Below are 26707 nucleotides of genomic sequence, written 5' to 3' on the forward strand. Positions count from 1 at the left end.
CCCCAGGTGGGGGCTCCGGCCGGCGTTCATGATCCCACCCCGGCGGCGTCGAGGGCGGTCTGGAGAGCGAGGGAGCCGTCCGCCGATGCGACGGCCGGTTCGGGGAGCACGGCGACGACGATCCGCTCGTCGGTCGCGTGCACGGTGTCGACGATCGAGTCGAGCCGATCGGCGAGGTGGGGTCCGACGAGCACGAGATCGACCCCGGACAACGAGGAGGAGAGGAGTTCGAGCGATCCGGCACGAGCCGTGATGTCGAGGCCCCGCCCGGCCGCGGCGCGGCGGAGGCGGAGGGCGACGAACGTCGAGGACGCACCCGCACCACACACGACGAGGATCTCCATCGATCCGTCCCTGCGCTTTCTCTCCGTGGTACTCGTGGCTGGAACGCCCACGCAATCAGCAGTCTCGTCGGCCGATCGTTCGCACGCCACCACGGAATCTTCCGCAGGGGCGGAAAGGTCCGCCCGTGCGCGGCGGTCGGGGGACGCGTCGGTCGTCGGAGATGATTGACTCGACGGGTGCACCGATGCGCGGCCGTCCGAGAACTGTGAGGAGCGCCCGTGACCCGCGAGAGACAGGACCGGATCCTCGCGCACCTCGCGCGCGCCTCCGACACCGTCACGGCGTCGGAGCTCGCGGACGCCCTCGGGGTCACCCCGCGGAGCGTCCGCACGTATCTCGCACGTCTCCGCGCCCGTCCGGGGGCAGAGGACCTCGTCGTCTCGGGTCCGACGGGCTACCGCCTCGACGAGGAGGCGTACGCGCGCTTCCGCAGCACCGAGTCGCGGTCGGCCACGACGATCGACACACCCCGCGAACGCAGCACCCGGATCATCCGCGAGCTGCTGGCCGCGGCGAACGGACTCGACGTCTTCGACCTCGCCGACCGGCTACACGTGAGCGAGTCGACCGTCGAGGCCGACCTCGCGAAACTGCGTCCCCTCGTCGCGGAGCTCGAGCTGCGGATCGCCCGGAACGGATCGACGGTCACGCTGTCGGGCTCGGAGCGCGACCGTCGGCGCCTCATCAGTCGACTCTTCCGCGACGAGACGACGCAAGGGCGCATCGATCTCGACGCCGTCGAGCGCGCTTTCGCGTCCGAGAGCCTCAGTGCGTTCAAGACGGCACTCCTCCGCGAGCTCGAGGCCCGGCAGTACGACGTCAACGACTACGGCACCGACAACGTCCTCCTCCACATCGCGATCGCCGTCGACCGCGTATCCCACGACAAGCGCGTGCCGGACGACGAGCGGCCCCAGCGGTCGGAGGGCTTCCACGGCGAGGAGTTCCCCGCTCTCCTCGACGCGCTCGTGACGCAGCATTTCGGCGTCGCGCTCGGACAGGGCGACGCCGAGTACCTCGGGTACCTCCTGTCGACGCGCGCGGTCGCCCCATCGACGTCCACGGAGGCCGGTGAGAACGACCGTCGGCGCTACCTCGCGGACGACGATCTCGACCGCGTCCGCCGCATCACCCAGCGCGCAGGCGCCGAATACGCCGTCGACCTCTCCGACGAGGACTTCATCACGCGGCTCGCGCTCCATGTGCACAATCTGCTCGAACGGGCGAGCGACCGCTCCTTCTCCCGGAACCCCCTCACGCGCTCGATCAAGACGTCCTATCCGATGATCTACGAGCTCGCCGTGTTCATCGCGCGGGAACTGCGTGACCTGAGCGGGGTCGAGATCGACGACGACGAGATCGCCTACATCGCGATGCACGTCGGGGCCCACCTCCAGCAGGAGGCGCGACGGGAGGACCTCGAGCCCGTCGTCCTCGTGTGCCCCAACTACTACGACCTCCACAGCGTGCTGAAGGCCCGCGTCCTCGCGTCGGTCGGGGACCTCGTCCGGGTCGAACGCGTCGTAACGCGCTCCGACGTGCCCTGGAACTCCCTCGGTGTCGACCTCGTGCTGTCGACCATCGAGCCCCCCGTGCCGGTGGACTCGGTCGTCACCGTCGGCCCGTTCTTCGGCGAGTCCGACGGCGACCGGGTACGACGGGCCGTCGCGCGGCTCCGCCGTGGTCGGCGGCGCTCGGCGATCGCGGCCGAGCTGCTCGAGTACTTCTCCCCCGCGCTCTTCGTCCGCAACCACTACACCGGTGACGAGGAGTCGATGATCCGCCAGCTCGGCGAGCTCATGATCGCGGACGGCGCCATCGACGAGGACTACCTCGACGGGGTCATCGAGCGCGAGCGGATGTCGTCGACCGCGTTCACCGACGCCCTCGCCGTCCCGCACGCGATGGCCATGTCGGCGGAGCGGACGGCGATCGCCATCGCCGTCAACGAGCACAGCATCCCGTGGGGAGACGCCCGCGTCAACGTGGTCGCCCTCATCGCGTTCAGCGCCGACGGACGAGCGCGCTTCCAGCCCGTATTCGATCAGATCGTCGAGGTCTTCTCCGTGCGGGAGGACGTGCAGCGCATCATCCGGGGATCGGACGACTTCCGGTCGTTCATCGAGGAGCTCGTGCACACGATGGACTCCTGAGGGCCTTCCCGGCTCCCGAGGTCAGCGACCGAGCAGCATCGCGTTCATCCCGGTCGTCAGCGCGACGTCGATCGCGAGGGGTCGATCGTCGATCGCCGTGACGGGGGCGGCGAGCCGCACGCTCGACACGAACCAGGCCGCGTCGGCCTGCTCGAGGGCCGCGACGGGCAGTGCCTCGTACTCCGTCCGGTACCCCTCCGCCTCGAGCCAGGCGTACAGGGCGGCCTGCGTGGTTCCGGGCAGGATCCCGCCGTCGGTCGAGGGCGTGACGATGCGGTCGCCGAAGCGCACGATGAGGCTCGAGGTCGGCCCCTCGAGGGCGAAGCCGTCAGAGGAGACGAAGAGCGCGTCGTGAGCACCCCGCCGCTTCGCCTCGCGGATCGCCGCCATGTTGATGGCGTAGGACAGCGTCTTGGCGCCGGCGAGGAGCCACGGAGCCCGCTCGGCGACGTCGAGAGGGAAGCCGCGGTCGAGGGTCACGACGCGGATGCCGTCGCGGCGCTCCGTGAAGTCCGAGGCGGCCGCCCGCGCGACGATCCAGGCTGTCGGCACGCCGCTGCCCTCGACACCGCGCGTGAGCACGATCTTGAGAGACCCCTGTCCCGTCGACGGCAGGGAAGCGACGGCACGCTCCATCGCCGCTCGCCACTGACCGATGTGAGGCGCCGGCAGATCCAACATGGCAGCGGATCTGCCGAGACGCGCGAGGTGCTCCTCGATGCCCTGCGGGCGTCCCTCGATCACGCCGAGCGTCTCGAAGATGCCGTCACCACGGGAGGCGCCGAGGTCGAGCACGCTGAGCGTGGGGGCCGCGGCGTCGTCCTCGCGGACGGACGCGGCGATCTCCTCCTCCGTCGGCGAGTCGGTCGCAGCGAACGGCGCGAGGAAGAACACACGGGGAGAGGACGGGGAGATCATGCCCCCGACGATACCGCCGCATCGTGTCGCGTCGACCGAGGACGCGAGACGCGGGACGGACTCGAGGTCCGCGTCAGGCGATAGGCGTCGGGACCACGCCGTACGGGGCGAGTCCGGCCGCTCCCCCGTCACGAGCCGTGAGGACCCAGATGCCGTCGGCGTGGACGGCGACGCTGTGCTCCCAGTGCGACGCCATCCCACCGTCGACCGTCGTGACGGTCCAGTCGTCGTCCTGCACGAAGGTCTCGGGGCTCCCCGCGACGACCATGGGCTCGATCGCGACCGCGAGACCCGGCTTCACGTCGGGTCCCTTGTGCGACACGCGGTAGTTGAACACGGGCGGCGCCTCATGCATCGAGCGCCCGATGCCATGCCCGATGTAGTCGGTCAGGATACCGAAGTCGCCTCGGCTCTCGACGGATCCCTGGACCGCATCGCCTACCTCGTTGAGGCTCTTCGCGCGAGCCAGTCGGGCGACACCCGCCCAGAGCGAGGCCTCGGTGACGTCGGAGAGCGTGCGCCGCTCCGCGACGATGTCGGGCCGGGAGCGATCGTCGATCACGACCGTGAAGGCGGAGTCGCCGTTCCAGCCGTCGACCTCGGCGCCGCAATCGATCGAGACGATGTCGCCGGGCTCGAGAGGCCGGTCGTTCGGGATGCCGTGTACGACGTCGGCGTTCACGGAGGCGCAGATCGTGTGATGGTACCCGGGGACGAGCATGAAGTTCGGCTGGCCGCCACCCGCCCGGATGGTGCGCTCGGCGATCGCGTCGAGTTCGAGCGTGGTGACGCCGGGACGGACCGCGTGCCGCACCGCGTCGAGCGCCGCCTCGGTCAGGCGACCGGCTTCGAGCATGAGACGGAGCTGGGCCGGCGTCTTGTAGATCGACTTGCGGAACACGCGTCAGACCGCGTCGGAGCCGACCGGCACGATGCCCCGATCGGCGAGAGCCGCCGTGACGCGCTCCGCGACCTCGTCGACGCGTCCGAGACCGTCGATTTCCGCGACGAGGCCACGATCGCGGTAGAGACCGATGACCGGCTCGGTCTGCTCGAGGTAGACGTCCTGCCGGTGGCGGATGACGTCTTCCGTGTCGTCCTCGCGCCCCTGCTCGACGGCCCGCTTGAGGAGGCGCTCCACGACCTCGTCCGTGTCGGCGACGAGGAGGACGACGGCGTCGAGACCCGCTCCCGACTCGTCCAGGATGCGGTCGAGTTCGGCGACCTGCTCGGTCGTGCGCGGGTATCCGTCGAGGAGGAAGCCGGCGACCGCGTCGTCCTGCAGGAGCCGATCGCGGACGATCTCGTTGGTGAGCGAGTCCGGGACGTACGAGCCCGTTGAGACGATCGACTGCACCTGCTTGCCGAGCTCCGTGCCGTTCTTGATGTTGTCGCGGAAGATGTCGCCCGTCGAGATGGCGGGGATCCCGAAGGTCTCGGCGATGAGCTTGGCTTGCGTGCCCTTGCCCGCCCCGGGAGGCCCGACGATGAGCAGTCGCGGACCGGCCTGCCCCTGAGCGCCGGTCACCGGAGAAGTCCCTCGTAGTGACGCTGCTGCAACTGCGAGTCGATCTGCTTCACCGTCTCGAGTCCGACGCCGACGATGATCAGAATCGATGCGCCGCCGAAGGGGAAGTTCTGGTTCGCGCCGACGAGCGCGAGGGCGATGAGCGGAATGAGCGCGACGAGACCGAGGTAGATCGAGCCCGGCAGCGTGACACGCGTGAGCACGTAGTCGAGGTACTCGGCGGTCGGTCGACCCGCGCGGATGCCGGGGATGAAGCCGCCGTACTTCTTCATGTTGTCGGCGACCTCCTCCGGGTTGAACGTGATCGCGACGTAGAAGTACGTGAAGCCCACGATGAGGAAGAAGTAGAGCGCCATGTAGAGCGGGTGGTCGCCCTGCGTGAGGTAGTTCGTGACCCACACGACCCACGCAGCGGGCTCCTCACCGGCCGCCGGCTGGTTGAACTGGGCGATGAGCGCCGGCAGGTAGAGCAGCGACGACGCGAAGATCACGGGGACGACACCAGCCATGTTGACCTTGATGGGGATGTAGGTGTTGTTGCCGCCGTACGTCCGGCGTCCCACCATGCGCTTCGCGTACTGCACGGGGATGCGCCGCTGCGACTGCTCGACGAACACGACGAGGGCGACGATCACGAGTCCGATCGCGAGCACGAGGAGGAAGACCTCGAAGCCGCGCGACTGGGCGATGGCCCACAGCGACGTGGGGAAGGTCGCCGAGATCGACGTGAAGATGAGGAGCGACATGCCGTTGCCGATGCCGCGCTCGGTGATGAGCTCGCCCATCCACATGATGAGGCCGGTGCCGGCGGTCATCGTGATGACCATGAGGAGGACGGCGTACCAGGTGTCCGTCGTGAGCAGCTGCGAGCACTCGGTGCTCGCGTTGGTGCCGAAGAGCGCTCCGGAGCGCGCGACCGTGATGAGCGTCGTGGACTGGAGGACGCCGAGGAAGATCGTGAGGTAGCGCGTGTACTGCGTGAGCTTGCCCTGGCCCGCCTGACCCTCCTTGTGGAGCGTCTCGAAGTGCGGGATGACGACGCGCAGCAACTGCACGATGATCGACGCCGTGATGTACGGCATGATGCCGAGCGCGAAGATCGAGAGCTGCAGGAGGGCGCCGCCCGAGAAGAGGTTGACGAGCTCGTAGAGGCCCGAGGTCCCCTGGTTCTGCTGGAGACACGTCTGCACGTTCGCGAAGTCGACGAACGGTGCGGGCACGAACGATCCGAGCCGGTACAGGGCGATGATGCCGAGGGTGAAGCCGATCTTCCGACGAAGGTCTGGCGTGCGGAAGATCCGCGCTACGGCGCTGAACAAAGGGGGCCTCCTGGTTTCGAGCCTGTGCTCGGCTCGTCGTCCCGGTTGGGATCCGGGTCCGCGTGAAACGGGCCCGGCAATCGAATCTAACCGATCACCGGGCCCGTTCGCGCACCTGGTCCGCTGGCGGCCCCGTTCCGAGGGCGACCGACGGCGTCGATCACGGTCTCGGAACGGGTCCGGCCTGTCGGGATTACTTCCTGACTACTTTACCGAGCCGCCGGCCGCGAGGATCTTCTCCTGCGCGGAATCGGAGACCTTGTCGACCGCGACGTTGAGCTTGACGCCCAGATCGCCGCCGCCGAGGACCTTGACCTTCTCGTTCTTGCGAACCGCACCCTTGTCGACGAGATCGGCGACGGTGACGTCACCTCCCGCCGGGTACAGCTCGGCGAGACGCTCGAGGTTGACGACCTGGTACTCGACCCGGAACGGATTCTTGAAGCCGCGCAGCTTCGGCGCACGCATGTGCGACGGGAGCTGGCCACCCTCGAACCCGGCCTTGACCGAGTAACGCGCCTTCGTGCCCTTGGTTCCACGACCCGCGGTCTTACCCTTCGAGCCTTCACCACGACCCACGCGGGTCTTGGCCTTCTTGGAACCCGCGGCGGGCCGCAAGTGGTGCACCTTGAGGACCTGGGCGCGAGCCGCGGTCGTCTCGGCGTCCTTCGTGGCCTTCTTCTCCGCCTTGGGAGCGGCGACGGCCGAATCGGCCGATGCCGTCGTACCGGCGGCGGCCTTCTTGGCCGGAGCCTTCTTGGCCGGCTTCTCGGAGGCGTCGGCCTCAGCGACCTTCGCCTTCGGCGCGGCCTTGGGAGCCTTCTCCGCAGTGTCGGACTTCGCCTTCGGCGCAGCCTTCTTCTTCGGGGTCTCCTCGGTGACGTCGTTCTTCTCGTCAGCCATTAGTCGATCTCCTCAACCTTCACGAGGTGAGCAACAGTGTTGACGTAACCACGGTTCTGCGCGTCGTCCGGGCGGACGACGACGTCGCCGATGCGCTTGAGACCGAGGCTGCGCAGCGTGTCCCGCTGGTACTGCTTCTCACTAACTTTGGACTTGGTCTGCGTGACCTTCAGACGACCGGCCATCAGGCACCTACCTTCGCCGCGGCCGCTGCTGCGGCGTCGGCTTCTGCTCGGACGAGGCGCTCGGGAGCGACCTGGTCGAATTCGAGACCACGACGGGCGGCGACGGCACGAGGTTCCTCGAGCTGCTGCAGCGCCGTGACCGTGGCGTGGACGATGTTGATCGTGTTCGAGGAACCGAGCGACTTCGAGAGGACGTCGTGGATCCCGGCGCACTCGAGCACGGCGCGGACCGGACCACCGGCGATGACACCGGTACCGGCCGCAGCGGGACGGAGGAGGACCACACCGGCGGCCGCCTCACCCTGCACGGGGTGCGGGATGGTGGAACCGACGCGCGGGACGCGGAAGAAGTTCTTCTTCGCCTCCTCGACACCCTTCGAGATCGCGAGGGGAACCTCGCGGGCCTTGCCGTAGCCGACACCCACGAGACCGTTGCCGTCACCGACGACGACGAGGGCGGTGAAGCTGAACCGACGTCCACCCTTCACGACCTTCGACACGCGGTTGATGGTCACGACGCGCTCGAGGAACTGGCTCTTGTCCTGGTCGCGACCGCCACGGTCACGACCGCCCTGGTTGCGGTCGCGCCCGCCGCCGCGACGGCCGGAGCGCTCGTCGCGCGTCTGGCTCTCGCTGCCGGCCGCCGTCTCGACGGGCTTCTCGGCCGTCTCGGCGACCGCCGTGTCGGACACGGTGGTTGCGGGAACAGTGGTCTCAGCCACAGTTTGCTCCTTGCTGGTTGCTTCGCTCACAGGTTCAATCCACCCTCTCGAGCACCCTCGGCGATCGCCGCGACGCGTCCTGCGTAACGGTTACCACCACGGTCAAAAACGACACCTTCGATGCCGGCCTGCTTGGCACGCTCGGCGACGAGTTCGCCGACGCGCTTCGCCTTGGCGGTCTTGTCACCCTCGAAGGTCCGCAGGTCGCTCTCGAGCGTGGATGCGGAGACGAGCGTGTGGCCCTGGGCGTCGTCGACGACCTGGACGAAGACGTGGCGAGCAGAGCGCGTCACGACGAGACGGGGACGGACGGCCGTGCCCTCGATCTTCTTCCGCAGACGCGCGTGGCGACGGCCACGGGCGGCGGACTTGGTCTTGACAGCCATGGTTACTTACCAGCCTTTCCGGCCTTGCGACGAACGTTCTCGCCGGCGTAACGCACACCCTTGCCCTTGTAGGGCTCGGGCTTGCGGATCTTACGGATGTTGGCGGCGACCTCACCGACGGCCTGCTTGTCGATGCCCGACACGGTGAGCTTGTTGTTGCCCTCGACCGTGAAGGTGATGCCGGCGGGCGGGTCGACCGTGACCGGGTGCGAGAAGCCGAGGGCGAACTCGATCGAGCTCCCCCGCTGCTGGACGCGGTAACCGGTTCCGACGACCTCGAGGCCCTTGGTGTAACCCTGCGTCACGCCGATGATCTGGTTGGCGATGAGCGTGCGGGTGAGGCCGTGGAGCGAACGCGACGTGCGCTCGTCGTCCGGACGGGTGACGAGGACCTGGTTGTCCTCGATCGTCGCCTCGATGGGGGCGGCGACGGTGAGCGCGAGCTCGCCCTTCGGGCCCTTGACGGCGACGTTACGACCGTCGATCGAGACGGTCACCCCTGCGGGGATGTCGATGGGGAGTCTTCCAATACGAGACATGACGGATTACCACACGTAGGCGAGGACTTCCCCGCCGACGCCCTTCTTCTCGGCCTGACGGTCCGTGAGGAGACCGGAGGAGGTGGACAGGATGGCGACACCGAGACCACCGAGGACGGTGGGGAGCTCCGTCGACTTCGCGTAGACGCGGAGGCCGGGCTTGGAGACGCGCTTGATGCCGGCGATCGACCGCTCGCGGTTCGGGCCGAACTTGAGGCTCAGCGTGAGCGTCTGGCCGACCGTCGCGTCCGCGACGGTCCAGTCGGAGATGTAGCCCTCCGCCTTGAGGATGTCGGCGATGTGCCCCTTGAGCTTCGAGTGGGGCATGGAGACGCTGTCGTGGTACGCCGAGTTGGCGTTCCGCAGTCTGGTCAGCATGTCTGCGACCGGATCTGTCATCGTCATGATGGATTTCCTTCGTTCACCAGGTTTCGGCACCCGTTACGCGAGAGACGACCTGTGGTGGTGGGGTCCGGCGATTGCCGGACCCCGTTTCTTGCAGAACTCCCAGCCTACTGCGCGGAGTCGGCCGACTTGAACGGGAAGCCGAGCGCCTTGAGCAGCGCGCGTCCCTCGTCGTCGGTCTTCGCCGTCGTGACGACCGTGATGTCCATACCGCGGACACGGTCGATGCGGTCCTGGTTGATCTCGTGGAACACGGCCTGCTCGGTGAGACCGAACGTGTAGTTGCCGTTGCCGTCGAACTGACGGTCCGAGAGACCGCGGAAATCGCGGATGCGCGGAAGCGCGAGCGACAGGAGACGGTCGAGGAACTCCCACATGCGGTCGCCGCGCAGCGTGACGTGCGCACCGATCGGCTGGCCCTCGCGCAGCTTGAACTGCGCGATGGACTTGCGGGCCTTCGTGACCTGCGGCTTCTGACCCGTGATGAGCGTGAGGTCGTTGATCGCGCCGTCGATGATCTTGCCATCGCGCGCCGCGTCACCGACACCCATGTTCACGACGATCTTCGTGAGCGTCGGGATCTGGTGGACGTTCGTGAAGCCGAGGTCGCCCTGGAGCTTCGGAGCGATCTCGCCCTTGTACTTCTGCTTGAGTCGGGGCTGGATTTTGCCAGCGGCCGGTGCAGTATCAGTCATTACTTGAGGTCCTTACCAGACTTCTTGTCGATGCGGACACGACGCGTCTTGGTGACGCCGTCCTTCACGACTTCCTCGGAACGGTAGCCGACCTTGACCGGCTTCTTGGTGTCGGGGTCGACCAGGACGACGTTGGAGACGTGGATCGGGGCCTCGTGGGTCTCGATGCCGCCCGTCTTCGTGCCGCGCTGGGTCTGGCCCTGACGCACGTGCTTCGTGACGTAGTTGACGCCCTCGACGATGACGCGGTTTCGCTCCACGAGCACCTCGATGACGCGTCCCTGCTTGCCACGGAAGCCGCCACGGTCCTGCTTGGGGCCACTGATCACCTGGACCAGGTCGCCCTTCTTGATCTTCGCCATGACTAGATAACCTCCGGCGCCAGCGAGACGATCTTCATGAACTTCTTGTCGCGAAGTTCACGTCCGACCGGCCCGAAGATGCGGGTACCACGGGGGTCTCCGTCACCCTTCAGGATCACTGCCGCGTTCTCATCGAACTTGATGTACGACCCGTCGTTGCGACGGGTCTGCTTCTTCACCCGGACGACGACCGCCTTGACGACGTCGCCCTTCTTGACGTTGCCACCGGGGATGGCGTCCTTGACGGTCGCGACGATGACGTCACCGAGGCCGGCGTAGCGTCGAGCCGAGCCACCGAGGACACGGATCGTGAGCAACTCCTTGGCGCCGGTGTTGTCGGCGACCTTCAGGCGCGATTCCTGCTGAATCATCCTGTACTCCTTCTACGAAGCAAGCCCGGGGGGCTTACTTGGCCTTCTCGAGGATCTCGACCAGGCGCCAGCGCTTGCTGGCGCTCAGCGGACGGGTCTCCGCGATGATCACGAGGTCCCCGATGCCGGCGGTCTCGAGCTCGTCGTGGGCCTTGACCTTCGAGGTGCGGCGGATGACCTTGCCGTAAAGCGGGTGCTTCACGCGGTCTTCGACCTCGACCACGATGGTCTTGTTCATCTTGTCGCTCGTCACGTAGCCGCGACGCGTCTTGCGGTAACCGCGGCTGGCGGCGTCCTTGACGTCGTGCTCGGCCGACTCGTGACCCTGCGCAGCCTTGTCAGTTGCGGTAGCCATGATCAGGCCTCCTTCGTCTCGTCGGGCGTCGTGGTGTCCTCAGCGGACTCCTTGGCGGCCTTCTTGCTCTTCTTCGGAGCCTTCGCCTGCACCTCGAGAGGAGCGGGGGTGGCCCGGATCCCGAGCTCGCGCTCGCGGATGACCGTGTAGATGCGTGCGATGTCGCGCTTGACGGCGCGGAGCCGTCCGTGCGTCTCGAGCTGGCCGGTCGCGGCCTGGAAGCGCAGGTTGAACAGCTCTTCCTTGGCCTTGCGCAGCTCGTCGACGAGTCGCTCGTCTTCGAATGTGTCGAGCTCGCTCGGGGTGAGCTCCTTGGAACCGATCGCCATTATGCGTCGCCCTCCTCGCGCTTGATGATGCGTGCCTTGAGGGGCAGCTTGTGGATTGCACGGGTGAGCGCCTCGCGGGCGAGAGTCTCGTCGACTCCCGCGACCTCGAAGAGCACACGGCCGGGCTTGACGTTCGCGACCCACCACTCGGGCGAGCCCTTACCGGAACCCATTCGGGTCTCGGCCGGCTTCTTCGTGAGCGGACGGTCCGGGTAGATGTTGATCCACACCTTTCCACCACGCTTGATGTGACGCGTCATGGCGATACGAGCGGACTCGATCTGACGGTTGGTCACGTAGGCGGGCGTCATGGCCTGGATGCCGAACTCGCCGAAGCTGACCTTCGTGCCACCGGTCGCCTGACCGGTACGCACGGGGCGGTGCTGCTTGCGGTGCTTGACTCTGCGTGGGATCAACATGGTTATGCCTCAACTCCTGCGGCGACGGGCGCCTCGCCTCGAGGGGCACGACGCGGACGGTCACTGCGCTCGGGGCGGCTCGACTTCTGGTTGGCCTGCTCGCGGGCGAGTTCCTTGTTCGTGATGTCGCCCTTGTAGATCCACACCTTCACGCCGATGCGGCCGAACGTCGTCTTGGCCTCGTAGAAGCCGTAGTCGATGTTGGCGCGGAGCGTGTGCAGGGGCACACGGCCCTCGCGGTAGAACTCCGAGCGGCTCATCTCGGCGCCGCCCAGTCGGCCGGACACCTGGATGCGGACGCCCTTGGCGCCGGCACGCTGAGCGCCCTGCAGCCCCTTGCGCATCGCGCGGCGGAACGCCACGCGAGCGGTGAGCTGCTCGGCGATGCCCTGCGCGACGAGCTGGGCGTCGGCCTCGGGGTTCTTGACCTCGAGGATGTTGAGCTGGATCTGCTTCTTGGTCAGCTTCTCCAGGTCGGCGCGGATGCGCTCGGCCTCGGCGCCGCGGCGGCCGATGACGATGCCCGGGCGCGCCGTGTGGATGTCCACACGCACGCGGTCACGGGTGCGCTCGATCTCGATGCGGGAGACACCGGCGCGGTCGAGCGAGGTGCTCAGCAGGCGACGGATCTTGACGTCCTCCGCGACGTAGTCGGAGTACCGCTGGCCGGGCTTCGTGCTGTCGGCGTACCAGCGCGACACGTGGTCGGTGGTGATGCCGAGACGGAAGCCGTACGGGTTGACTTTCTGACCCATTACTTCGTCCCCTCCTCGGGAGTGGCGAGCACAACCGTGATGTGGCTGGTGCGCTTGTTGATGCGGAATGCACGGCCCTGGGCTCGCGGCTGGAAACGCTTGAGGGTCGTGCCCTCGTCGACGTACGCCTTGGCGATGTACAGGTCCTGCTCATCCAGGTAGCTGTTGGTCGCGTCGGCCTTGACCCGGGCGTTCGCGATAGCGGACGCGACGAGCTTGTACACCGGCTCCGATGCACCCTGCGGGGCGAACTTCAGGATGGCGAGTGCCTCCTGAGCCTGCTTTCCGCGGATGAGGTTGACGACACGACGAGCCTTCATGGGGGTGACGCGGATGTGTCGCACGCGGGCGATTGACTCCACCATTTCTCTTCCTCCTTACGCCTCCGCGGTCAGCGGCGGCGGCCCTTCTTGTCGTCCTTCACGTGGCCACGGAACGTGCGCGTGGGGGCGAACTCTCCGAGCTTGTGACCGACCATGGTCTCGGTGACGAACACCGGGATGTGCTTGCGACCGTCGTGCACGGCGATCGTGTGACCGAGCATCGCCGGCACGATCATCGAGCGGCGCGACCAGGTCTTGATGACGTTCTTGGAGCCGGCTTCGTTCGCGGCGACGACCTTGCGAAACAGGTGGTCGTCAACGAAGGGGCCCTTCTTGAGACTGCGAGGCATCTTCTACAACTCCTACTTGCGCTTCTTGCCGACGTTGCGGCGACGAACGATGAGCTTGTCGCTCTCCTTGTTGGGGTGGCGCGTGCGGCCTTCCTTCTGGCCCCACGGGCTGACCGGGTGGCGTCCACCGGAGGTCTTGCCCTCACCACCACCGTGCGGGTGGTCGACCGGGTTCATCGCGACACCACGCACGGTCGGGCGGACGCCCTTCCAGCGCTTACGGCCGGCCTTGCCCCAGTTGATGTTCGACTGCTCGGCGTTGCCGACCTCGCCGACGGTCGCGCGGCAGCGCGCGTCGACGTTGCGGATCTCGCCGGACGGCAGACGCAGCTGGGCGTAGGGGCCGTCCTTCGCGACGAGACGCACCGAGACGCCGGCCGAGCGGGCGAGCTTCGCTCCCCCGCCGGGCTTGAGCTCGATGGCGTGGATGACGGTACCCGTCGGGATGTTGCGCAGCGGCAGGTTGTTGCCGGGCTTGATGTCAGCGCCGGCACCCGACTCGACGATGTCGCCCTGTGAGAGCTTGTTCGGCGCGAGGATGTAGCGCTTCGTGCCGTCCACGAAGTGGAGGAGCGCGATGCGGGCGGTGCGGTTGGGGTCGTACTCGATGTGAGCGACCTTGGCGTTGACGCCGTCCTTGTCGTTACGACGGAAGTCGATGACGCGGTACTGGCGCTTGTGGCCACCACCGATGTGACGGGTCGTGATGCGGCCCTGGTTGTTGCGTCCACCGGTCTTGGAGATCGGGCGGAGCAGCGACTTCTCGGGCGTCGATCGCGTGATCTCGGCGAAGTCGGCGACGCTCGACCCGCGGCGACCCGGGGTCGTGGGCTTGTACTTGCGAATAGCCATGTTTTCTTCCTCCCGCTTCCTAGCCGACAGCCGTGAAGATGTCGATGGAACCGGACTTGAGTGTGACGATGGCGCGCTTGGTGTCCTTGCGCTTGCCGATGCCGAACTTCGTACGACGCGTCTTGCCCGTACGGTTGAGCGTGTTCACGGACGCGACCTCGACCTTGAAGATCTTCTCGATGGCGAGCTTGATCTCGGTCTTGTTCGAGCGGGGGTCCACGACGAACGTGTACTTGCCCTCGTCGATCAGACCGTAGCTCTTCTCGGAGACGACCGGGCTGATGATGATGTCGCGCGGATCCTTGTTGGCGGCCATTACGCGGTCACCTCTTCCTTCTTGGTCTTCGCCGCGACGAACGCGTCGAAGGCGGCCTTGGTGAAGACGATGTCGTCGGAGACGAGCACGTCGTACGCGTTGAGCTGGTCCTGGCTGAGGACGTGCACCGTCGGGATGTTGCGGACGGCGAGAAGGCTCTTCTCGTCGTCGCGCTCGAGCACGACGAGGACGTGCTTCGACGAGGCGATTCCGCCGAGGTACTCGGCAGCGGCACGCGTGATGCGCTCGTCGGCGACCGAGAGGGTCTCGACGACGTGGAGACGAGCCCCACGGGCACGGTCGGAGAGGGCTCCGAGGAGAGCGGCCGCGATCATCTTCTTGGGGGTGCGCTGCGCGTAGCTGCGGGGAACGGGTCCGTGGACGATGCCACCGCCGGTCATCTGGGGAGCGCGGATCGAGCCCTGACGGGCGCGGCCGGTGCCCTTCTGCTTGAAGGGCTTGCGGCCGGCACCGGAGACCTCGCCACGACCCTTGGTCTTGTGGGTGCCCTGGCGAGCCGCCGCGAGCTGCGCGACGACGACCTGGTGGATCAGCGGGATGTTGGTCTGGACATCGAAGAGCTCTGCGGGGAGCTCGACAGAGCCCGCCTTCTTGCCTGCGGTGTCGAGAACGTCGAGTTCAGTAGCCATGGGGTCAGGCTCCCTTCACTGCGTTGCGGACGAAAACGATGCGCCCACGCGCGCCGGGGACGGCACCCTTCACGAGGATGAGGCCCTTCTCGGCGTCCACGGAGTGCACGTGGAGGTTGAGGACGGTGACGCGCTCGCCACCCATGCGGCCCGCCATGCGCATGCCCTTGAAGACGCGGCTCGGCGTCGACGAGGCACCGATGGAGCCGGGCTTACGGTGGTTGCGGTGAGCACCGTGCGACGCCGAGACGCCCTTGAAGTTGTGGCGCTTCATGACACCGGCGAAGCCCTTGCCCTTGGAGGTACCGACGACGTCGACCTTCTGGCCGGCCTCGAAGACCTCGTTCACCGCGAGCTCCTGACCGAGTGAGTAGTCGGAGGCGTCGGCGGTGCGGATCTCGGTGAGGTGGCGGCGCGGCGTGACGCCGGCCTTCTCGAAGTGTCCACCGGCGGGCTGGTTCACCTTGCGGGGGTCGATCTGCCCGTAGGCGATCTGGACGGCGTCATAACCGTCGACCTCGGGCGTGCGGACCTGGGTCACGACGTTCGGCGTGATCTGGATGACCGTGACGGGAACGAGCTTGTTGTTCTCGTCCCACACCTGCGTCATGCCGAGCTTCGTGCCGAGCAGACCCTTGCTGGTCTTGTTCTGCGTTGACATTCTTATCGTCCCTCGACTCAGAGCTTGATCTCGATGTTGACGTCGGCCGGCAGGTCGAGTCGCATGAGCGAGTCGACGGCCTTCGGCGTCGGGTCGATGATGTCGATGAGGCGCTTGTGGGTGCGCATCTCGAAGTGCTCCCGGCTGTCCTTGTACTTGTGGGGCGAACGGATGACGGCCACCACGTTCTTCTCCGTCGGGAGCGGCACGGGGCCGACGACGGTCGCACCCGCGCGGGTGACCGTGTCGACGATCTTGCGTGCCGAGGTGTCGATGACCTCGTGGTCGTACGACTTAAGTCGAATGCGGATCTTCTGTCCCGCCATTGTGTGACTCACTCTCTGTCTTGCGTCTTACGATCCCTCGCATTGGACGCGCTTCGTTCGCATCGGGCGCTCACGCGCCCCATGCCCGGCGCTCCTGTTGTCGCGCCGCTGCTCTCTCGAACACTGTTCTTCTGTCAAACCTCGCCGACCCCCGACCCGGCCCGTCGGTGTTCCGTCTTCATCGAAGGCGGACGCACGTGTAGCCGGATCGTGTGGGTTTCGGTTGAGTCGTCGTCCTGCTGCCCGCGGCCTAGACCGACGCCCCCACGCGGTTCTCGAGGAACCGGAGGACGTGCCTATGCACTGCCTGGCAGTGATCCGCGGTGACATCCGTGCGCGAGCGCACGACCATCCGCGGAGTGTTGAACTAGGAAAGTCTACGAGACGCCAGGCATTCATGCAACCCGGGCGTGTCGCGCCGACTCCCGCGCCATTCCGGGCGACATGACGAACGCCCCCCGAGCCGTCGAGCGGCTCGGGGGGCGTCCGTGTTCCGTTGGGGTGACCGGTGATCAGCCCTTGGCGCGCGCCGTGCGACGGCGAGCGGCCGAGCCGGCGATCGTGATGACCGCGCCGCCGGCGATGAAGAGTCCGGCGAGACCTGCGATGAGACCGGCGTCGGCTCCCGTGACGGCGAGGCCGTCAGCGGGGACCGCGGGGTCGGCCGCAGGAGCGTCGGCCGGGATCAACGACGGAGTCTCCACGGAGACACCGCTCTGTTCGGGAACGTAATCCTCGCCCGCCGCCTGGACGACGACGGCATCGGCGCCGTCGACCTCCACGGTGGAGGCGGAGGCCGCGCCGCCGGTGAATGCTGTCATGAGCGCTGCGAGCGTGACGACTCCCGCGGCCGCCGACGTACGGACGAAGGCGCTGGAGCGCCCCTCGTTCGACGAGTCGAGGTGCCGGCGGGTCTTCGTCACGGGTCGGGCTCCCGTTGCTGAAGTAACCATTTTTCGAGTTGCCGCTGCGTCGGCATCTCCCCCTTTTTCGGATTGATCGCAGTGATCCCACGCTAACGCAAACCTGAGCGATGCTCACTGCCTAATGTGAGTAACCCTCACCCCAGTACGGGGCACATGCTCATTGACCTGCAGTGCAGGAGTACACGGCCGGGGCGAGGTGGCCCGCCCGGGGGAGTATGCGCCGGGACGAAATGCCCCCCGAAGGGGTTAGGTGAGGCCGACTCACGTCGCATGATCGCCGTGTCCGATTCCACAGGCGGCCGGATCGGTCCGGCCGGAACGAAGGGAACACACATGAAATCCATGCAGACGCGGGCCGGTGTCCGGCTCGCATCCGTCGTGCTGCTCGCGGGCGTCGCCGTCGGCGGGCTCTCCGCGTGCGGGGGTCCCCCTGCCGGCTTCTTCCAGCAGCAGTCGCAGCAGTCGGGGCAGATCCCGTCGGGTGCCGTCGTCACCGGTGGTTCCGTCCATCAGGACCAGGGGACGTCCTACGGCGGCTCAACCGGCGGCGCCGTCACCTTCGGGAAGTGATCGGGATGCAGACAACGCTGAAGAAGAACGGCGAGCGCCAACCGCGCCGGCTCCGCAACCCACTCCGCGCGGCGGGCGCCATCGCCGTCGCAGCAGGAATGCTCATCGGAGCGACCGGGTGCGGCTACTCGCAGAACTGGGGGACGACGAGCGGCGGCAGCACGACGAACGGCACGACGCTCAACTGGCAGTACCCCACGCCCCTGCAGGCCCCGTGAACGGCGGTCGCTCCGGTCACCCGCATGGGCCGGAGCGACCGACCCGGTGGACCCGGCCGGTGACGCGCCTCGCGCTCGGCACCGTTCGGGCCGCTCCACCGCCTCGATCCTTGATCCCCGACCCTCCTGCGACACCCCACCCGAAGTGGATTCGATGAAGAACCTCGCCCGATTCAGCCTGCACAACCGGTCGCTCATCACGCTCCTCGCGATCGTGTCCGCCGTCTTCGGCTGCATCGCCTTCTCGTCCATGCGCCAGGACCTCGTGCCCGCGATGGCGTCACCGACGATCTCCATCGTGACCTCGTACGAGGCGGCGACGCCGACCGTGGTGGACAGCGAGGTCTCGAGCGTCATCGAGACGATCGTCGAGTCGGTCGACGGTCTCGAGTCGACGACGACGTACAGCGGATCGGGGCTGTCGCTCGTGACCGCGACCTTCGAACTCGGGCTCGACACGACGGACGTGAGCGAGCAGATCTCCAAGAAGATCGGCGAGAACCGCACGCTGCTGCCCGACGACCTCAAGCCGCAGGTCTCGGCGGCCTCCGTCGACGACTTCCCCGTCATGCAGTTCGCCATCAGCCCGGGCGAGACGCAACTGACGAAGACGCTGCAGGACTCCATCTCGAAGCGCGTCGAGGGTGTCGCCGGTGTCCGCGAGGCACGGTTCGTCGGTGTCGCCGACGACCAGATGCAGGTCAAGCTCGACGAGTCGCGGAGCGACGAGACGGGCATCCGCATCAGCGACCTCCAGGCCGCCATCCTGTCGGGAGGCGCCGTCGACGCGTCCGGCTCGGTGACCGAGGGCGAGCGCACGTTCGACGTGCAGAGCGGCACGGCCGTCGGCGACGCCGAGGACATCGCCGCGATCCCCGTCGTCGCTCCGAAGACAGGCGAGACCCTCACGGTCGGCGAGGTCGCGACCGTGCAGCACATGGTCCCGGGGGCGTCGATCGTCTCCCGTGTCGACGGCGATCCGACGGTCGTCATGATGGTCACGAAGGTCCCGAACGCCAACACCGTCGAACTCGCGAAGAACGTCGCGGCGGAGATGGCCGACGTCGACGCGAAGTACGACCTCGAGTCCACCGTCGTGTTCGATCAGTCCCCCTACATCCAGAAGTCGATCGAGACCCTTGCGACCGAGGGACTCATCGGACTCGTGTGCGCCGTCATCGTGGTGCTGTTCTTCCTCGCGTCGATCCGGACCACTCTCGTGACGGCGTTCTCGATCCCGAGTTCGATCCTCCTCGCGGCGATCGCGATGACCGCAGCCGGTTTCTCGATCAACATGATCACGCTCGCGGCCCTCACCGTGGCGATCGGACGTGTCGTCGACGACTCGATCGTGGTCGTCGAGAGCATCGAACGCGAGATGCTCGTGACGGCCGACCGGTTCACGGCCATCACAACGGGCGTCGCCACGGTCGCGAGCGCGGTGATGTCGTCGACGCTCACAACGGTCGCCGTCTTCCTTCCCATCGCCTACATCGGGGGGACGATCGGCGAGCTCTTCCGTCCCTTCGCACTCACCGCCGCCGCCGCCATGCTCGCGTCCCTCGTCATCTCGCTCACGATCATCCCCGTGCTCGCGTACTGGTTCGTGCACCCGCGCCCGCTGCAGCCGACGCGTCCGCGATTCGACGAGCGCGTCCGCAACCGCATCGACCGCGGCTACCGCCCCGTCATCACGTGGTCGCTCGCTCGACCCTGGCGCATCGTCGCGTTCAGCCTGGCGATCGTCGCGGGTACGAGCGTCATCATCCCGGGATTGTCCACCGGGTACCTCGCTCCCCTCGGCGACACGCAGATCCGCGTCATGCAGAAGCTCGATCCCACGACGAGCGTCGCCTCGCAGCAGAAGTCGGCGGAGATCATCGAGGGCGCGCTCGCCAAGGTCGACGGCGTCGAACGGGTCCAGACCTCGATCCGCTCGTCGGGATCCATCATCAAGGACGCGTCTCTCGGCGGTGGTGCCGGGATCGCGTCGTATCTGCTCTCGACGCCGCCCGATGTCGACCAGACGGCGATGATCGACGAGGTGCGCGACCGCCTCGAGTCGCTCCCCGAGTACGACACGCTGGGCGAGATCGACTACTCGATCGCGAGCGACATGGAGTTCTCCTCCGGCATCGAGATCTCCGTGACGGCGATCGACGACGCCGGACTGACGGAGGCCATCGCTGCGGTCACCGAGAATGTCGAGGCCCTCAGTACGGTCGCCGACACCGAATCGACGGCGGCCAACACGGTCGAGCACGTCGACATCGACGTCGACGGCGAGAAGACGATCGAGTACGACCTGACCGATCAGGACGTGCGCGACGCTGTCACCGGCGCGCTCTCGAGCGCCGAAGCCGGGACGATGGTCGTCGGCGGCGACACGCTCGACATCCTCGTGTACCCGGAGAAGAGGATCACGGCCACGGCGGACCTCGACGACATCCCGATCGACACGCCGATGGACGGCGAGAAACCACTGTCCACGTTCGCGACGGTCACGAAGACCGCGGGTCCCGTCGTCGTCCAGAGCCAGCAGGGGCTCCGGTCGGCCGTCATCACGGTCGAGCCGCGCACCGACAATCTCGGAGCGACGTCCGATCAGCTCGCGGCGGCGATCGATGACATCGACCTTCCCGACGGGGCGACCGTGAGCCTCGGCGGTTCGGTCACGGCTCGCGTCGACGCCTTCCAGCAGATGGGGATCGTGAGCCTCATCGCCGTGCTCATCGTCTACACGATCATGGTCGCGGCGTTCCGCTCGCTCGTGCAGCCCGCGCTCCTGCTCGTCGCCATCCCGTTCGCGGCGACGGGCGGCGCCATCATCCAGGGCATCTCGGGAGAGCCCATCGGCATCCCGTCGCTCATCGGTTGCCTCATGCTCGTGGGCATCGTCGTCACGAACTCCATCGTTCTCGTCGACCTCGTCAATCAACGGCGGGCGGCGGGCATGCCTCTCCATGAGGCGATCATCGATGGCGCCTCCCGTCGCATCCGGCCCATCCTCATGACGGCCGCCGCGACGGTCTTCGCACTCGTGCCGATGGCGCTCGGCTTCACGAACAGCAGCGCCTTCATCTCCCGTCCGCTCGCGCTCGTCGTGATCGGCGGGCTCGTGTCGTCGACACTGCTCACGCTCATCGTGCTGCCGGTGCTGTACTTCCTGCTCGAGCGGTGGCGCGAGCAGCGTCGCGATCGTCGCGTCGAGAGCGAGGACGACGGGGTTCCGCGCTACAAGCGCGGCGCGACCCCGAGCGCGGGCCGTTTGGGACGCCCGGCCGCCGCCGGACGCGCTCCCGTTCGCCCCTCGCCGCGGCGTGCACCGATCGAGCGCCCGAGTCGCTCGGAACCGCGGACCCGACCGCGCGTCGTGGCTCCGTCCCCGACTCCGCCGGAACGTCCGCTGCATGACCACGGCGGACGCACCTCCGCGCCCGATGGGTCGGAGCGCGGCGGCACCCGCACCCGGTACGTCGCTCGGCTCCGTTCCTCGACGACATCGAGCATTGATCGCGACCAGCCCTCGCGACAGGCGCCCCGATCGCGGGAGGCGGATCCCGCGCACCACGGCGTCTCCCGAGTCGCCCCGACGGGAGAGCCCGTCCTGCACATCGGTCCCGTCCGCGAGGACCCGACTCCGGCGACGCACCCGGCAGCGGATCTCGAACGCACGACCCGGTTCGTACCCGCCGTGACCGCGTCAGCGCCAGTACCATCGCCGTCCATGTCGGCGGCTGAGTCGTCACCGGATCCCCGTCCCGTCCCGCTCATCACTCCGACCCCGGCGCTCGCTCGGCCCTCCTCGGCCCCCTGGGGCGCGTCGACGGGCGCGGGCGCCGCGGCGCCGGGCGGGGGGCGACGGACGCATCGAGGCGCGTCGTCGCAGTACGTCACCTTCTCGCAGGACGAGGAACGGCTCGAGACCGCCACCCTGAGCACGTGGTGGACCATCGGGTCGGGCGGGCGGCGTCCGCTCCTCATGATCGATCCGTTCACCCCGCACGCGAGCCACGGCGTCGGCGTCGCGACCCCGGTCCGCGCCCTCGAGTTCTCGGGCAGCACCCTCTCGCCCGATCAGTTCTCGATGGCAGCCCGGCTCTCGCAACTCCTCCGGACCGAACTGCACGGCTATTCCTACTTCGCCGCCCAGCTCGTCCTGTGGGAGATCCTCGGGCCGAGCGTGGACCCCGACGTCGACGTGCGCGTCCCTGCCGAGGACGCCGACGTCGTCGGGCGCGAGTTCGACTCCCTGTACGATCGTGTGCTCAGCACGACGACCGAGCCGGAACCCGCCATGTGGGTCGTGACGCCCACCGCGGCGTCGGAGCCGCGCATGCTCATCGCCGGGCTCGATTGAGCAGCTTCCACCAGGCACGACGAAGGGCCCCGGAGCTTTCGCTCCGGGGCCCTTCGTCAGCAGTCGGAAAGGACTACTTGATGATGCTCGTGACGGTACCGGCACCGACGGTGCGGCCACCCTCACGGATAGCGAAGCCGAGGCCCTCTTCCATGGCGATCGGCTGGATGAGCTCGACCGTCATCTCCGTGGTGTCGCCGGGCATGACCATCTCGGTGCCCTCAGGCAGCGTGATGACGCCGGTGACGTCCGTGGTGCGGAAGTAGAACTGCGGGCGGTAGTTCGCGTAGAACGGGTTGTGACGCCCACCCTCGTCCTTGGAGAGGATGTACGCGGTGCCCTCGAACTGGGTGTGCGGCGTGACCGAACCCGGCTTGACGACGACCTGACCGCGCTCGACGTCCTCACGCTTCGTTCCACGAAGGAGCAGACCACAGTTCTCACCGGCCCACGCCTCGTCGAGCTGCTTGTGGAACATCTCGATACCCGTGACGATCGTCTTCTGCGTCGGACGGATGCCGACGATCTCGACCTCCGAGTTGATCGCGAGCGTGCCACGCTCGGCGCGGCCCGTGACGACGGTTCCACGACCGGTGATCGTGAAGACGTCCTCGATCGGCATGAGGAACGGCTTGTCCTTGTCGCGCACCGGGTCCGGGATGGACTCGTCGACGGCGTCCATGAGCTCGACGATCGCGTTGACCCACTGCTCGTCGCCCTCGAGAGCCTTGAGGCCCGAGACGCGGACGACGGGAGCGTTGTCACCATCGAAGTCCTGGCTGGAGAGGAGCTCACGAACCTCGAGCTCGACGAGCTCGAGGATCTCCTCGTCGTCGACCATGTCCGACTTGTTGAGCGCGACGAGCAGGTAGGGCACGCCGACCTGCTTCGCGAGCAGAACGTGCTCACGCGTCTGAGCCATGGGGCCGTCGGTGGCGGCGACCACGAGGATCGCGCCGTCCATCTGAGCAGCACCGGTGATCATGTTCTTGATGTAGTCGGCGTGACCAGGGGCGTCGACGTGCGCGTAGTGGCGCTTCGGCGTCTCGTACTCGACGTGCGAGATGTTGATCGTGATGCCGCGCTGGCGCTCCTCGGGAGCGGAGTCGATCGACGCGAAGTCGCGCTGAACGTTGGTGGCCGACGGGTACTTGTCGGCGAGCACCTTCGAGATCGCTGCGGTCAGGGTGGTCTTGCCGTGGTCGACGTGACCGATCGTACCGATGTTGACGTGCGGCTTGGTCCGCTCGAACTTGGCCTTAGCCACTGTGGGTCCTCCTCAGGACTCGTGTAGGTGCCCGGACGCTGGATTGCGCCCGGTTTTCTACGGGGTTTGTGTATTCATGTTACAAGGGTCTACCCGCTGCAACGACACCGTGTGATCCACACCGTGTGCTCGTCGGAACCCTCCGGGCGAACTACTCGCCCTTGCCCTTCTGGACGATCTCCTCGGCGACAGCCTTGGGAACCTCAGCGTAGCTCTCGAAGGTCATCGAGAACACCGCGCGACCCGAGGTCTTCGACCGCAGATCACCGATGTACCCGAACATCTCCGACAGAGGGACGTTCGCCCGGACGACCTTGACGCCGGAAGCGTCCTCCATCGACTGGATCTGGCCGCGGCGGGAGTTCAGGTCGCCGATGACGTCGCCCATGTACTCCTCGGGCGTGCGCACCTCGACCGCCATGAGCGGCTCGAGGATGACGGGGCTCGCCTTGCGAGCGGCCTCCTTGAAGCCCATCGAGCCGGCGATCTTGAACGCCATCTCCGACGAGTCGACGTCGTGCGCCGCGCCATCCATGAGGATGGCCTTCACGCCCACCATCGGGTATCCGGCGAGGATGCCGACGTTCAGCGCGTCGCGGAAGCCCTGGTCGACCGAGGGGATGTACTCGCGCGGGATGCGACCACCGGTGACCTTGTTCTCGAACTCGTAGGTCTTCTCCGCGGTCACCTCCATCGGCTCGATCGCGAACTGGATCTTCGCGAACTGGCCGGAACCACCGGTCTGCTTCTTGTGCGTGTAGTCGTGACGCTCGACGGCCTTGCGGATCGTCTCGCGGTACGCCACCTGCGGCTTGCCGACGTTCGCCTCGACGCGGAACTCGCGCTTCATGCGGTCGACGAGGATGTCGAGGTGGAGCTCGCCCATGCCCTTGATGACGGTCTGACCCGTCTCGGCGTTCTGCTCGACGCGGAACGTCGGGTCCTCTTCGGCGAGCTTCTGGATGGCGACGGAGAGCTTCTCCTGGTCGGCCTTCGTCTTCGGCTCGATCGCGACCTCGATGACGGGCTCGGGGAACGTCATCGACTCGAGGACGACCTGGTCGGACGGGTCGCACAGGGTGTCACCCGTGGTCGTGTCCTTGAGGCCGATGACCGCGTAGATGTGGCCGGCGGTCACCGAATCGACGGGGTTCTCCTTGTTGGCGTGCATCTGGAAGATCTTCCCGATGCGCTCCTTCTTGCCCTTGGTCGAGTTGGCGACGGCTGCACCGGAGTCGACATGACCCGAGTACACGCGCACGTAGGTGAGGCGACCGAAGAACGGGTGCACCGCGACCTTGAACGCGAGAGCCGAGAACGGCTCGGTCGCGTCGGCGTGACGCAGGACGATCTTCTCCTCGTCCTTGATGTCGTGGCCTTCGACGGCCGGGACGTCGAGGGGCGAGGGGAGGTAGTCGACGACGGCATCGAGCATCGGCTGGACGCCGCGGTTCTTGAACGCGGAGCCGCACAGCACGGGGTAGATCTCGCTGTTGACGGTGAGCTTGCGGATGGCGCCCTTGATCTCGGCGACCGTGAGCTCCTCGCCACCGAAGAACTTCTCGAGGAGCGCGTCGTCCGTCTCGGCGACGGTCTCGAGCAGTGCCTGACGGTACTCCTCCGCCTTCTCCTTGAGGTCGGCCGGGATCTCCTCGATCTCGTACTTCGCGCCCATCTGGACGTCACCCTTGGAGTCGCCGCGCCACGTGAGGGCGCGCATCTCGACGAGGTCGACGACACCCTCGAAGGAACTCTCCGAACCGATCGGGAGCTGCAGCACGAGCGGCTTGGCGCCGAGGCGCTTGATGATCGTGTCGACCGTGAAGTAGAAGTCGGCGCCGAGCTTGTCCATCTTGTTGACGAAGCAGATGCGCGGGACGTCGTACTTGTCGGCCTGACGCCAGACGGTCTCGGACTGGGGCTCGACGCCCTCCTTGCCGTCGAAGACGGCGACGGCGCCGTCGAGGACGCGGAGCGAACGCTCCACCTCGACGGTGAAGTCGACGTGACCGGGGGTGTCGATGATGTTGATCTGGTTCTTGTTCCAGAAACAGGTCGTCGCGGCGGACGTGATGGTGATGCCGCGCTCCTGCTCCTGCGCCATCCAGTCCATCGTCGCCGCACCGTCGTGCACTTCGCCGATCTTGTGGGTGATACCCGTGTAGAACAGGATGCGCTCGGTGGTGGTGGTCTTGCCGGCATCGATGTGAGCCATGATGCCGATGTTGCGGACCTTGTTCAGGTCGGTGAGCACGTCTTGTGCCACGGGTATTCCTCCGGGGGAGATAAGGGGTTCGGATGCCGAACGAGGCGGGGGCCGACACGGACGTGCCGGCCCCGGCAGCGACTACCAGCGGTAGTGCGCGAACGCCTTGTTCGACTCGGCCATCTTGTGGGTGTCTTCGCGGCGCTTGACCGCTGCACCGAGGCCGTTCGATGCGTCGAGGATCTCGTTGGTGAGACGCTCGGTCATGGTCTTCTCACGACGACCCTTCGCGTAGCTCACGAGCCAGCGCAGGGCGAGGGTGTTCGCACGGTGAGGCTTGACCTCGACCGGCACCTGGTAGGTCGAGCCACCGACGCGGCGGCTCTTGACCTCGAGGGTCGGGCGGACGTTGTCGAGCGCCTTCTTGAGCGTGACGACGGCGTCCTGACCGTTCTTCGCGGCGACACCGGCGAGCGCGTCGTAGACGATGCGCTCGGCGAGGCCCTTCTTGCCGTCGAGGAGGATCTTGTTGACGAGCTGGCTCACAACGGGGGCGCCGTAGACGGGGTCTGCGACGACGGGGCGCTTGGGAGCTGGTCCTTTACGAGGCATTTACTCAACCCTTCTTCGCGCCGTAGCGGCTACGGGCCTGCTTGCGGTTCTTCACGGCCTGCGTGTCGAGGGCGCCGCGGACGATCTTGTAACGGACGCCGGGGAGGTCCTTCACTCGGCCGCCACGCACGAGCACCATCGAGTGCTCCTGGAGGTTGTGACCCTCGCCGGGGATGTAGGCCGTGACCTCGGTCCCGTTCGAGAGCTTCACACGAGCGACCTTGCGCATCGCCGAGTTCGGCTTCTTGGGCGTCGTCGTGTACACGCGCGTGCATACGCCGCGCTGCTGCGGGTTGGCCTTGAGGGCGGGAGCCTTGGTCTTCTGGACCTTCGGCGACCGGCCCTTCCGGACCAACTGCTGAATGGTTGGCACTTCTTCTC

The 26707-nt window shown here is 67.1% G+C and carries 34 protein-coding genes; 4 read left to right on the forward strand and 30 right to left on the reverse strand.

From position 1 onward, the window contains the following. Window positions 1–26: 26 nt before the first annotated feature. Window positions 27–344, reverse strand: a complete 318-nt coding sequence (locus ELQ90_RS11575; RefSeq protein ID WP_128495436.1) for a PTS sugar transporter subunit IIB — start codon at window positions 342–344, stop codon at window positions 27–29. A gap of 219 nt (window positions 345–563) precedes the next feature. Between ELQ90_RS11575 and ELQ90_RS11580 the strand changes: the two genes are divergently transcribed. Beyond that, entirely contained in the window at window positions 564–2498 is a 1935-nt protein-coding gene (locus ELQ90_RS11580) for a BglG family transcription antiterminator (RefSeq protein WP_128495437.1), read from the forward strand. A 21-nt stretch (window positions 2499–2519) separates the two neighbouring features. On the opposite strand, the gene ELQ90_RS11585 is transcribed toward ELQ90_RS11580, so the two are convergent. The 25 genes from ELQ90_RS11585 to ELQ90_RS11705 form a co-directional block, all read right to left on the reverse strand. Continuing rightward, window positions 2520–3416 carry an aminodeoxychorismate lyase gene (locus ELQ90_RS11585; protein WP_128495438.1) on the reverse strand — a complete coding sequence of 299 codons (897 nt, stop codon included), beginning with the start codon at window positions 3414–3416 and terminating at the stop codon, window positions 2520–2522. Window positions 3417–3489: 73 nt separating this feature from the next. Further along, window positions 3490–4317: a type I methionyl aminopeptidase gene (gene map / locus ELQ90_RS11590; RefSeq protein WP_128495439.1), complete on the reverse strand. Its 828-nt coding sequence runs from the start codon at window positions 4315–4317 to the stop codon at window positions 3490–3492. A gap of 3 nt (window positions 4318–4320) precedes the next feature. Beyond that, a complete protein-coding gene (locus ELQ90_RS11595; RefSeq protein WP_243696145.1) occupies window positions 4321–4944 on the reverse strand; it encodes an adenylate kinase in 624 nt (207 codons plus the stop codon). Next, the gene (gene secY / locus ELQ90_RS11600; RefSeq protein ID WP_128495440.1) at window positions 4941–6263 is read right to left on the reverse strand and encodes a preprotein translocase subunit SecY; all 1323 of its coding nucleotides are present in this window, start codon (window positions 6261–6263) and stop codon (window positions 4941–4943) included. The genes ELQ90_RS11595 and secY overlap by 4 nt, the downstream gene beginning before the upstream one ends. Before the next feature lie 204 nt (window positions 6264–6467). After that, window positions 6468–7166 (reverse strand): 50S ribosomal protein L15, encoded by a 699-nt coding sequence (rplO, locus tag ELQ90_RS11605; RefSeq protein ID WP_128495441.1) that lies wholly within the window; start codon window positions 7164–7166, stop codon window positions 6468–6470. Continuing rightward, window positions 7166–7351 (reverse strand): 50S ribosomal protein L30, encoded by a 186-nt coding sequence (gene rpmD / locus ELQ90_RS11610; protein WP_127050370.1) that lies wholly within the window; start codon window positions 7349–7351, stop codon window positions 7166–7168. Before rpmD ends, rplO begins: the two co-directional genes overlap by 1 nt. After that, complete coding sequence (gene rpsE / locus ELQ90_RS11615; RefSeq protein WP_128495555.1) at window positions 7351–8043, reverse strand: 30S ribosomal protein S5; 693 nt, start codon at window positions 8041–8043, stop codon at window positions 7351–7353. Before rpsE ends, rpmD begins: the two co-directional genes overlap by 1 nt. Before the next feature lie 56 nt (window positions 8044–8099). Further along, the gene (gene rplR, locus ELQ90_RS11620) at window positions 8100–8459 is read right to left on the reverse strand and encodes a 50S ribosomal protein L18 (protein ID WP_128495442.1); all 360 of its coding nucleotides are present in this window, start codon (window positions 8457–8459) and stop codon (window positions 8100–8102) included. Between the two features lie 2 nt (window positions 8460–8461). Continuing rightward, window positions 8462–8998 (reverse strand): 50S ribosomal protein L6, encoded by a 537-nt coding sequence (rplF, locus tag ELQ90_RS11625; RefSeq protein ID WP_128495443.1) that lies wholly within the window; start codon window positions 8996–8998, stop codon window positions 8462–8464. Between the two features lie 6 nt (window positions 8999–9004). After that, window positions 9005–9403 carry a 30S ribosomal protein S8 gene (gene rpsH / locus ELQ90_RS11630; protein WP_128495444.1) on the reverse strand — a complete coding sequence of 133 codons (399 nt, stop codon included), beginning with the start codon at window positions 9401–9403 and terminating at the stop codon, window positions 9005–9007. A gap of 107 nt (window positions 9404–9510) precedes the next feature. Beyond that, entirely contained in the window at window positions 9511–10098 is a 588-nt protein-coding gene (rplE, locus tag ELQ90_RS11635) for a 50S ribosomal protein L5 (protein WP_128495445.1), read from the reverse strand. Continuing rightward, window positions 10098–10460, reverse strand: a complete 363-nt coding sequence (gene rplX, locus ELQ90_RS11640; protein WP_128495446.1) for a 50S ribosomal protein L24 — start codon at window positions 10458–10460, stop codon at window positions 10098–10100. Before rplX ends, rplE begins: the two co-directional genes overlap by 1 nt. Window positions 10461–10462: 2 nt before the next feature. Then, entirely contained in the window at window positions 10463–10831 is a 369-nt protein-coding gene (gene rplN, locus ELQ90_RS11645; RefSeq protein ID WP_106561984.1) for a 50S ribosomal protein L14, read from the reverse strand. Window positions 10832–10865: 34 nt separating this feature from the next. Further along, window positions 10866–11186 carry a 30S ribosomal protein S17 gene (gene rpsQ, locus ELQ90_RS11650; RefSeq protein WP_128495447.1) on the reverse strand — a complete coding sequence of 107 codons (321 nt, stop codon included), beginning with the start codon at window positions 11184–11186 and terminating at the stop codon, window positions 10866–10868. A gap of 2 nt (window positions 11187–11188) precedes the next feature. Further along, the gene (rpmC, locus tag ELQ90_RS11655; protein WP_128495448.1) at window positions 11189–11515 is read right to left on the reverse strand and encodes a 50S ribosomal protein L29; all 327 of its coding nucleotides are present in this window, start codon (window positions 11513–11515) and stop codon (window positions 11189–11191) included. Next, window positions 11515–11934: a 50S ribosomal protein L16 gene (rplP, locus tag ELQ90_RS11660; protein WP_106561987.1), complete on the reverse strand. Its 420-nt coding sequence runs from the start codon at window positions 11932–11934 to the stop codon at window positions 11515–11517. Before rplP ends, rpmC begins: the two co-directional genes overlap by 1 nt. A gap of 2 nt (window positions 11935–11936) precedes the next feature. Continuing rightward, complete coding sequence (rpsC, locus tag ELQ90_RS11665; RefSeq protein ID WP_128495449.1) at window positions 11937–12689, reverse strand: 30S ribosomal protein S3; 753 nt, start codon at window positions 12687–12689, stop codon at window positions 11937–11939. Further along, window positions 12689–13054: a 50S ribosomal protein L22 gene (gene rplV / locus ELQ90_RS11670; protein WP_128495450.1), complete on the reverse strand. Its 366-nt coding sequence runs from the start codon at window positions 13052–13054 to the stop codon at window positions 12689–12691. The genes rpsC and rplV overlap by 1 nt, the downstream gene beginning before the upstream one ends. A 26-nt stretch (window positions 13055–13080) precedes the next feature. Continuing rightward, complete coding sequence (rpsS, locus tag ELQ90_RS11675; protein WP_128495451.1) at window positions 13081–13362, reverse strand: 30S ribosomal protein S19; 282 nt, start codon at window positions 13360–13362, stop codon at window positions 13081–13083. A gap of 12 nt (window positions 13363–13374) precedes the next feature. Beyond that, window positions 13375–14214: a 50S ribosomal protein L2 gene (gene rplB, locus ELQ90_RS11680; RefSeq protein WP_128495452.1), complete on the reverse strand. Its 840-nt coding sequence runs from the start codon at window positions 14212–14214 to the stop codon at window positions 13375–13377. A 19-nt stretch (window positions 14215–14233) separates the two neighbouring features. Continuing rightward, window positions 14234–14530, reverse strand: a complete 297-nt coding sequence (gene rplW, locus ELQ90_RS11685; protein WP_128495453.1) for a 50S ribosomal protein L23 — start codon at window positions 14528–14530, stop codon at window positions 14234–14236. Beyond that, a complete protein-coding gene (gene rplD / locus ELQ90_RS11690; protein WP_128495454.1) occupies window positions 14530–15180 on the reverse strand; it encodes a 50S ribosomal protein L4 in 651 nt (216 codons plus the stop codon). Before rplD ends, rplW begins: the two co-directional genes overlap by 1 nt. Window positions 15181–15184: 4 nt before the next feature. After that, on the reverse strand, window positions 15185–15841 hold the full coding sequence (gene rplC / locus ELQ90_RS11695; RefSeq protein WP_128495455.1) for a 50S ribosomal protein L3: 657 nt from the start codon (window positions 15839–15841) through the stop codon (window positions 15185–15187). A gap of 17 nt (window positions 15842–15858) precedes the next feature. Next, window positions 15859–16167: a 30S ribosomal protein S10 gene (rpsJ, locus tag ELQ90_RS11700; RefSeq protein ID WP_022895514.1), complete on the reverse strand. Its 309-nt coding sequence runs from the start codon at window positions 16165–16167 to the stop codon at window positions 15859–15861. A gap of 512 nt (window positions 16168–16679) precedes the next feature. Beyond that, window positions 16680–17120, reverse strand: coding sequence for a hypothetical protein (locus tag ELQ90_RS11705; protein ID WP_128495456.1), 441 nt, complete (start codon window positions 17118–17120; stop codon window positions 16680–16682). A gap of 306 nt (window positions 17121–17426) precedes the next feature. On the opposite strand from ELQ90_RS11705, the gene ELQ90_RS11710 reads away from it, so the two are divergent. From ELQ90_RS11710 to ELQ90_RS11720, 3 genes are all read left to right on the forward strand, one after another. Then, the gene (locus tag ELQ90_RS11710) at window positions 17427–17663 is read left to right on the forward strand and encodes a hypothetical protein (protein WP_128495457.1); all 237 of its coding nucleotides are present in this window, start codon (window positions 17427–17429) and stop codon (window positions 17661–17663) included. A 5-nt stretch (window positions 17664–17668) separates the two neighbouring features. Beyond that, window positions 17669–17881, forward strand: a complete 213-nt coding sequence (locus ELQ90_RS11715; protein ID WP_128495458.1) for a hypothetical protein — start codon at window positions 17669–17671, stop codon at window positions 17879–17881. Between the two features lie 154 nt (window positions 17882–18035). Then, on the forward strand, window positions 18036–22241 hold the full coding sequence (locus ELQ90_RS11720) for an efflux RND transporter permease subunit (RefSeq protein ID WP_128495459.1): 4206 nt from the start codon (window positions 18036–18038) through the stop codon (window positions 22239–22241). A 73-nt stretch (window positions 22242–22314) separates the two neighbouring features. Here ELQ90_RS11720 and tuf read toward each other — a convergent pair whose 3' ends face one another. The 4 genes from tuf to rpsL form a co-directional block, all read right to left on the reverse strand. Then, window positions 22315–23508 carry an elongation factor Tu gene (gene tuf / locus ELQ90_RS11725; RefSeq protein WP_128495460.1) on the reverse strand — a complete coding sequence of 398 codons (1194 nt, stop codon included), beginning with the start codon at window positions 23506–23508 and terminating at the stop codon, window positions 22315–22317. Window positions 23509–23659: 151 nt separating this feature from the next. Next, on the reverse strand, window positions 23660–25774 hold the full coding sequence (gene fusA / locus ELQ90_RS11730; RefSeq protein ID WP_128495461.1) for an elongation factor G: 2115 nt from the start codon (window positions 25772–25774) through the stop codon (window positions 23660–23662). 81 nt (window positions 25775–25855) lie between these two features. Further along, window positions 25856–26326, reverse strand: a complete 471-nt coding sequence (gene rpsG, locus ELQ90_RS11735; protein ID WP_128495462.1) for a 30S ribosomal protein S7 — start codon at window positions 26324–26326, stop codon at window positions 25856–25858. Between the two features lie 4 nt (window positions 26327–26330). Further along, entirely contained in the window at window positions 26331–26699 is a 369-nt protein-coding gene (gene rpsL / locus ELQ90_RS11740; RefSeq protein ID WP_128495463.1) for a 30S ribosomal protein S12, read from the reverse strand. Window positions 26700–26707 lie beyond the last annotated feature (8 nt).

This window comes from Labedella phragmitis (genome assembly GCF_004078635.1).
Classification (GTDB): Bacteria; Actinomycetota; Actinomycetes; order Actinomycetales; family Microbacteriaceae; genus Labedella; species Labedella phragmitis.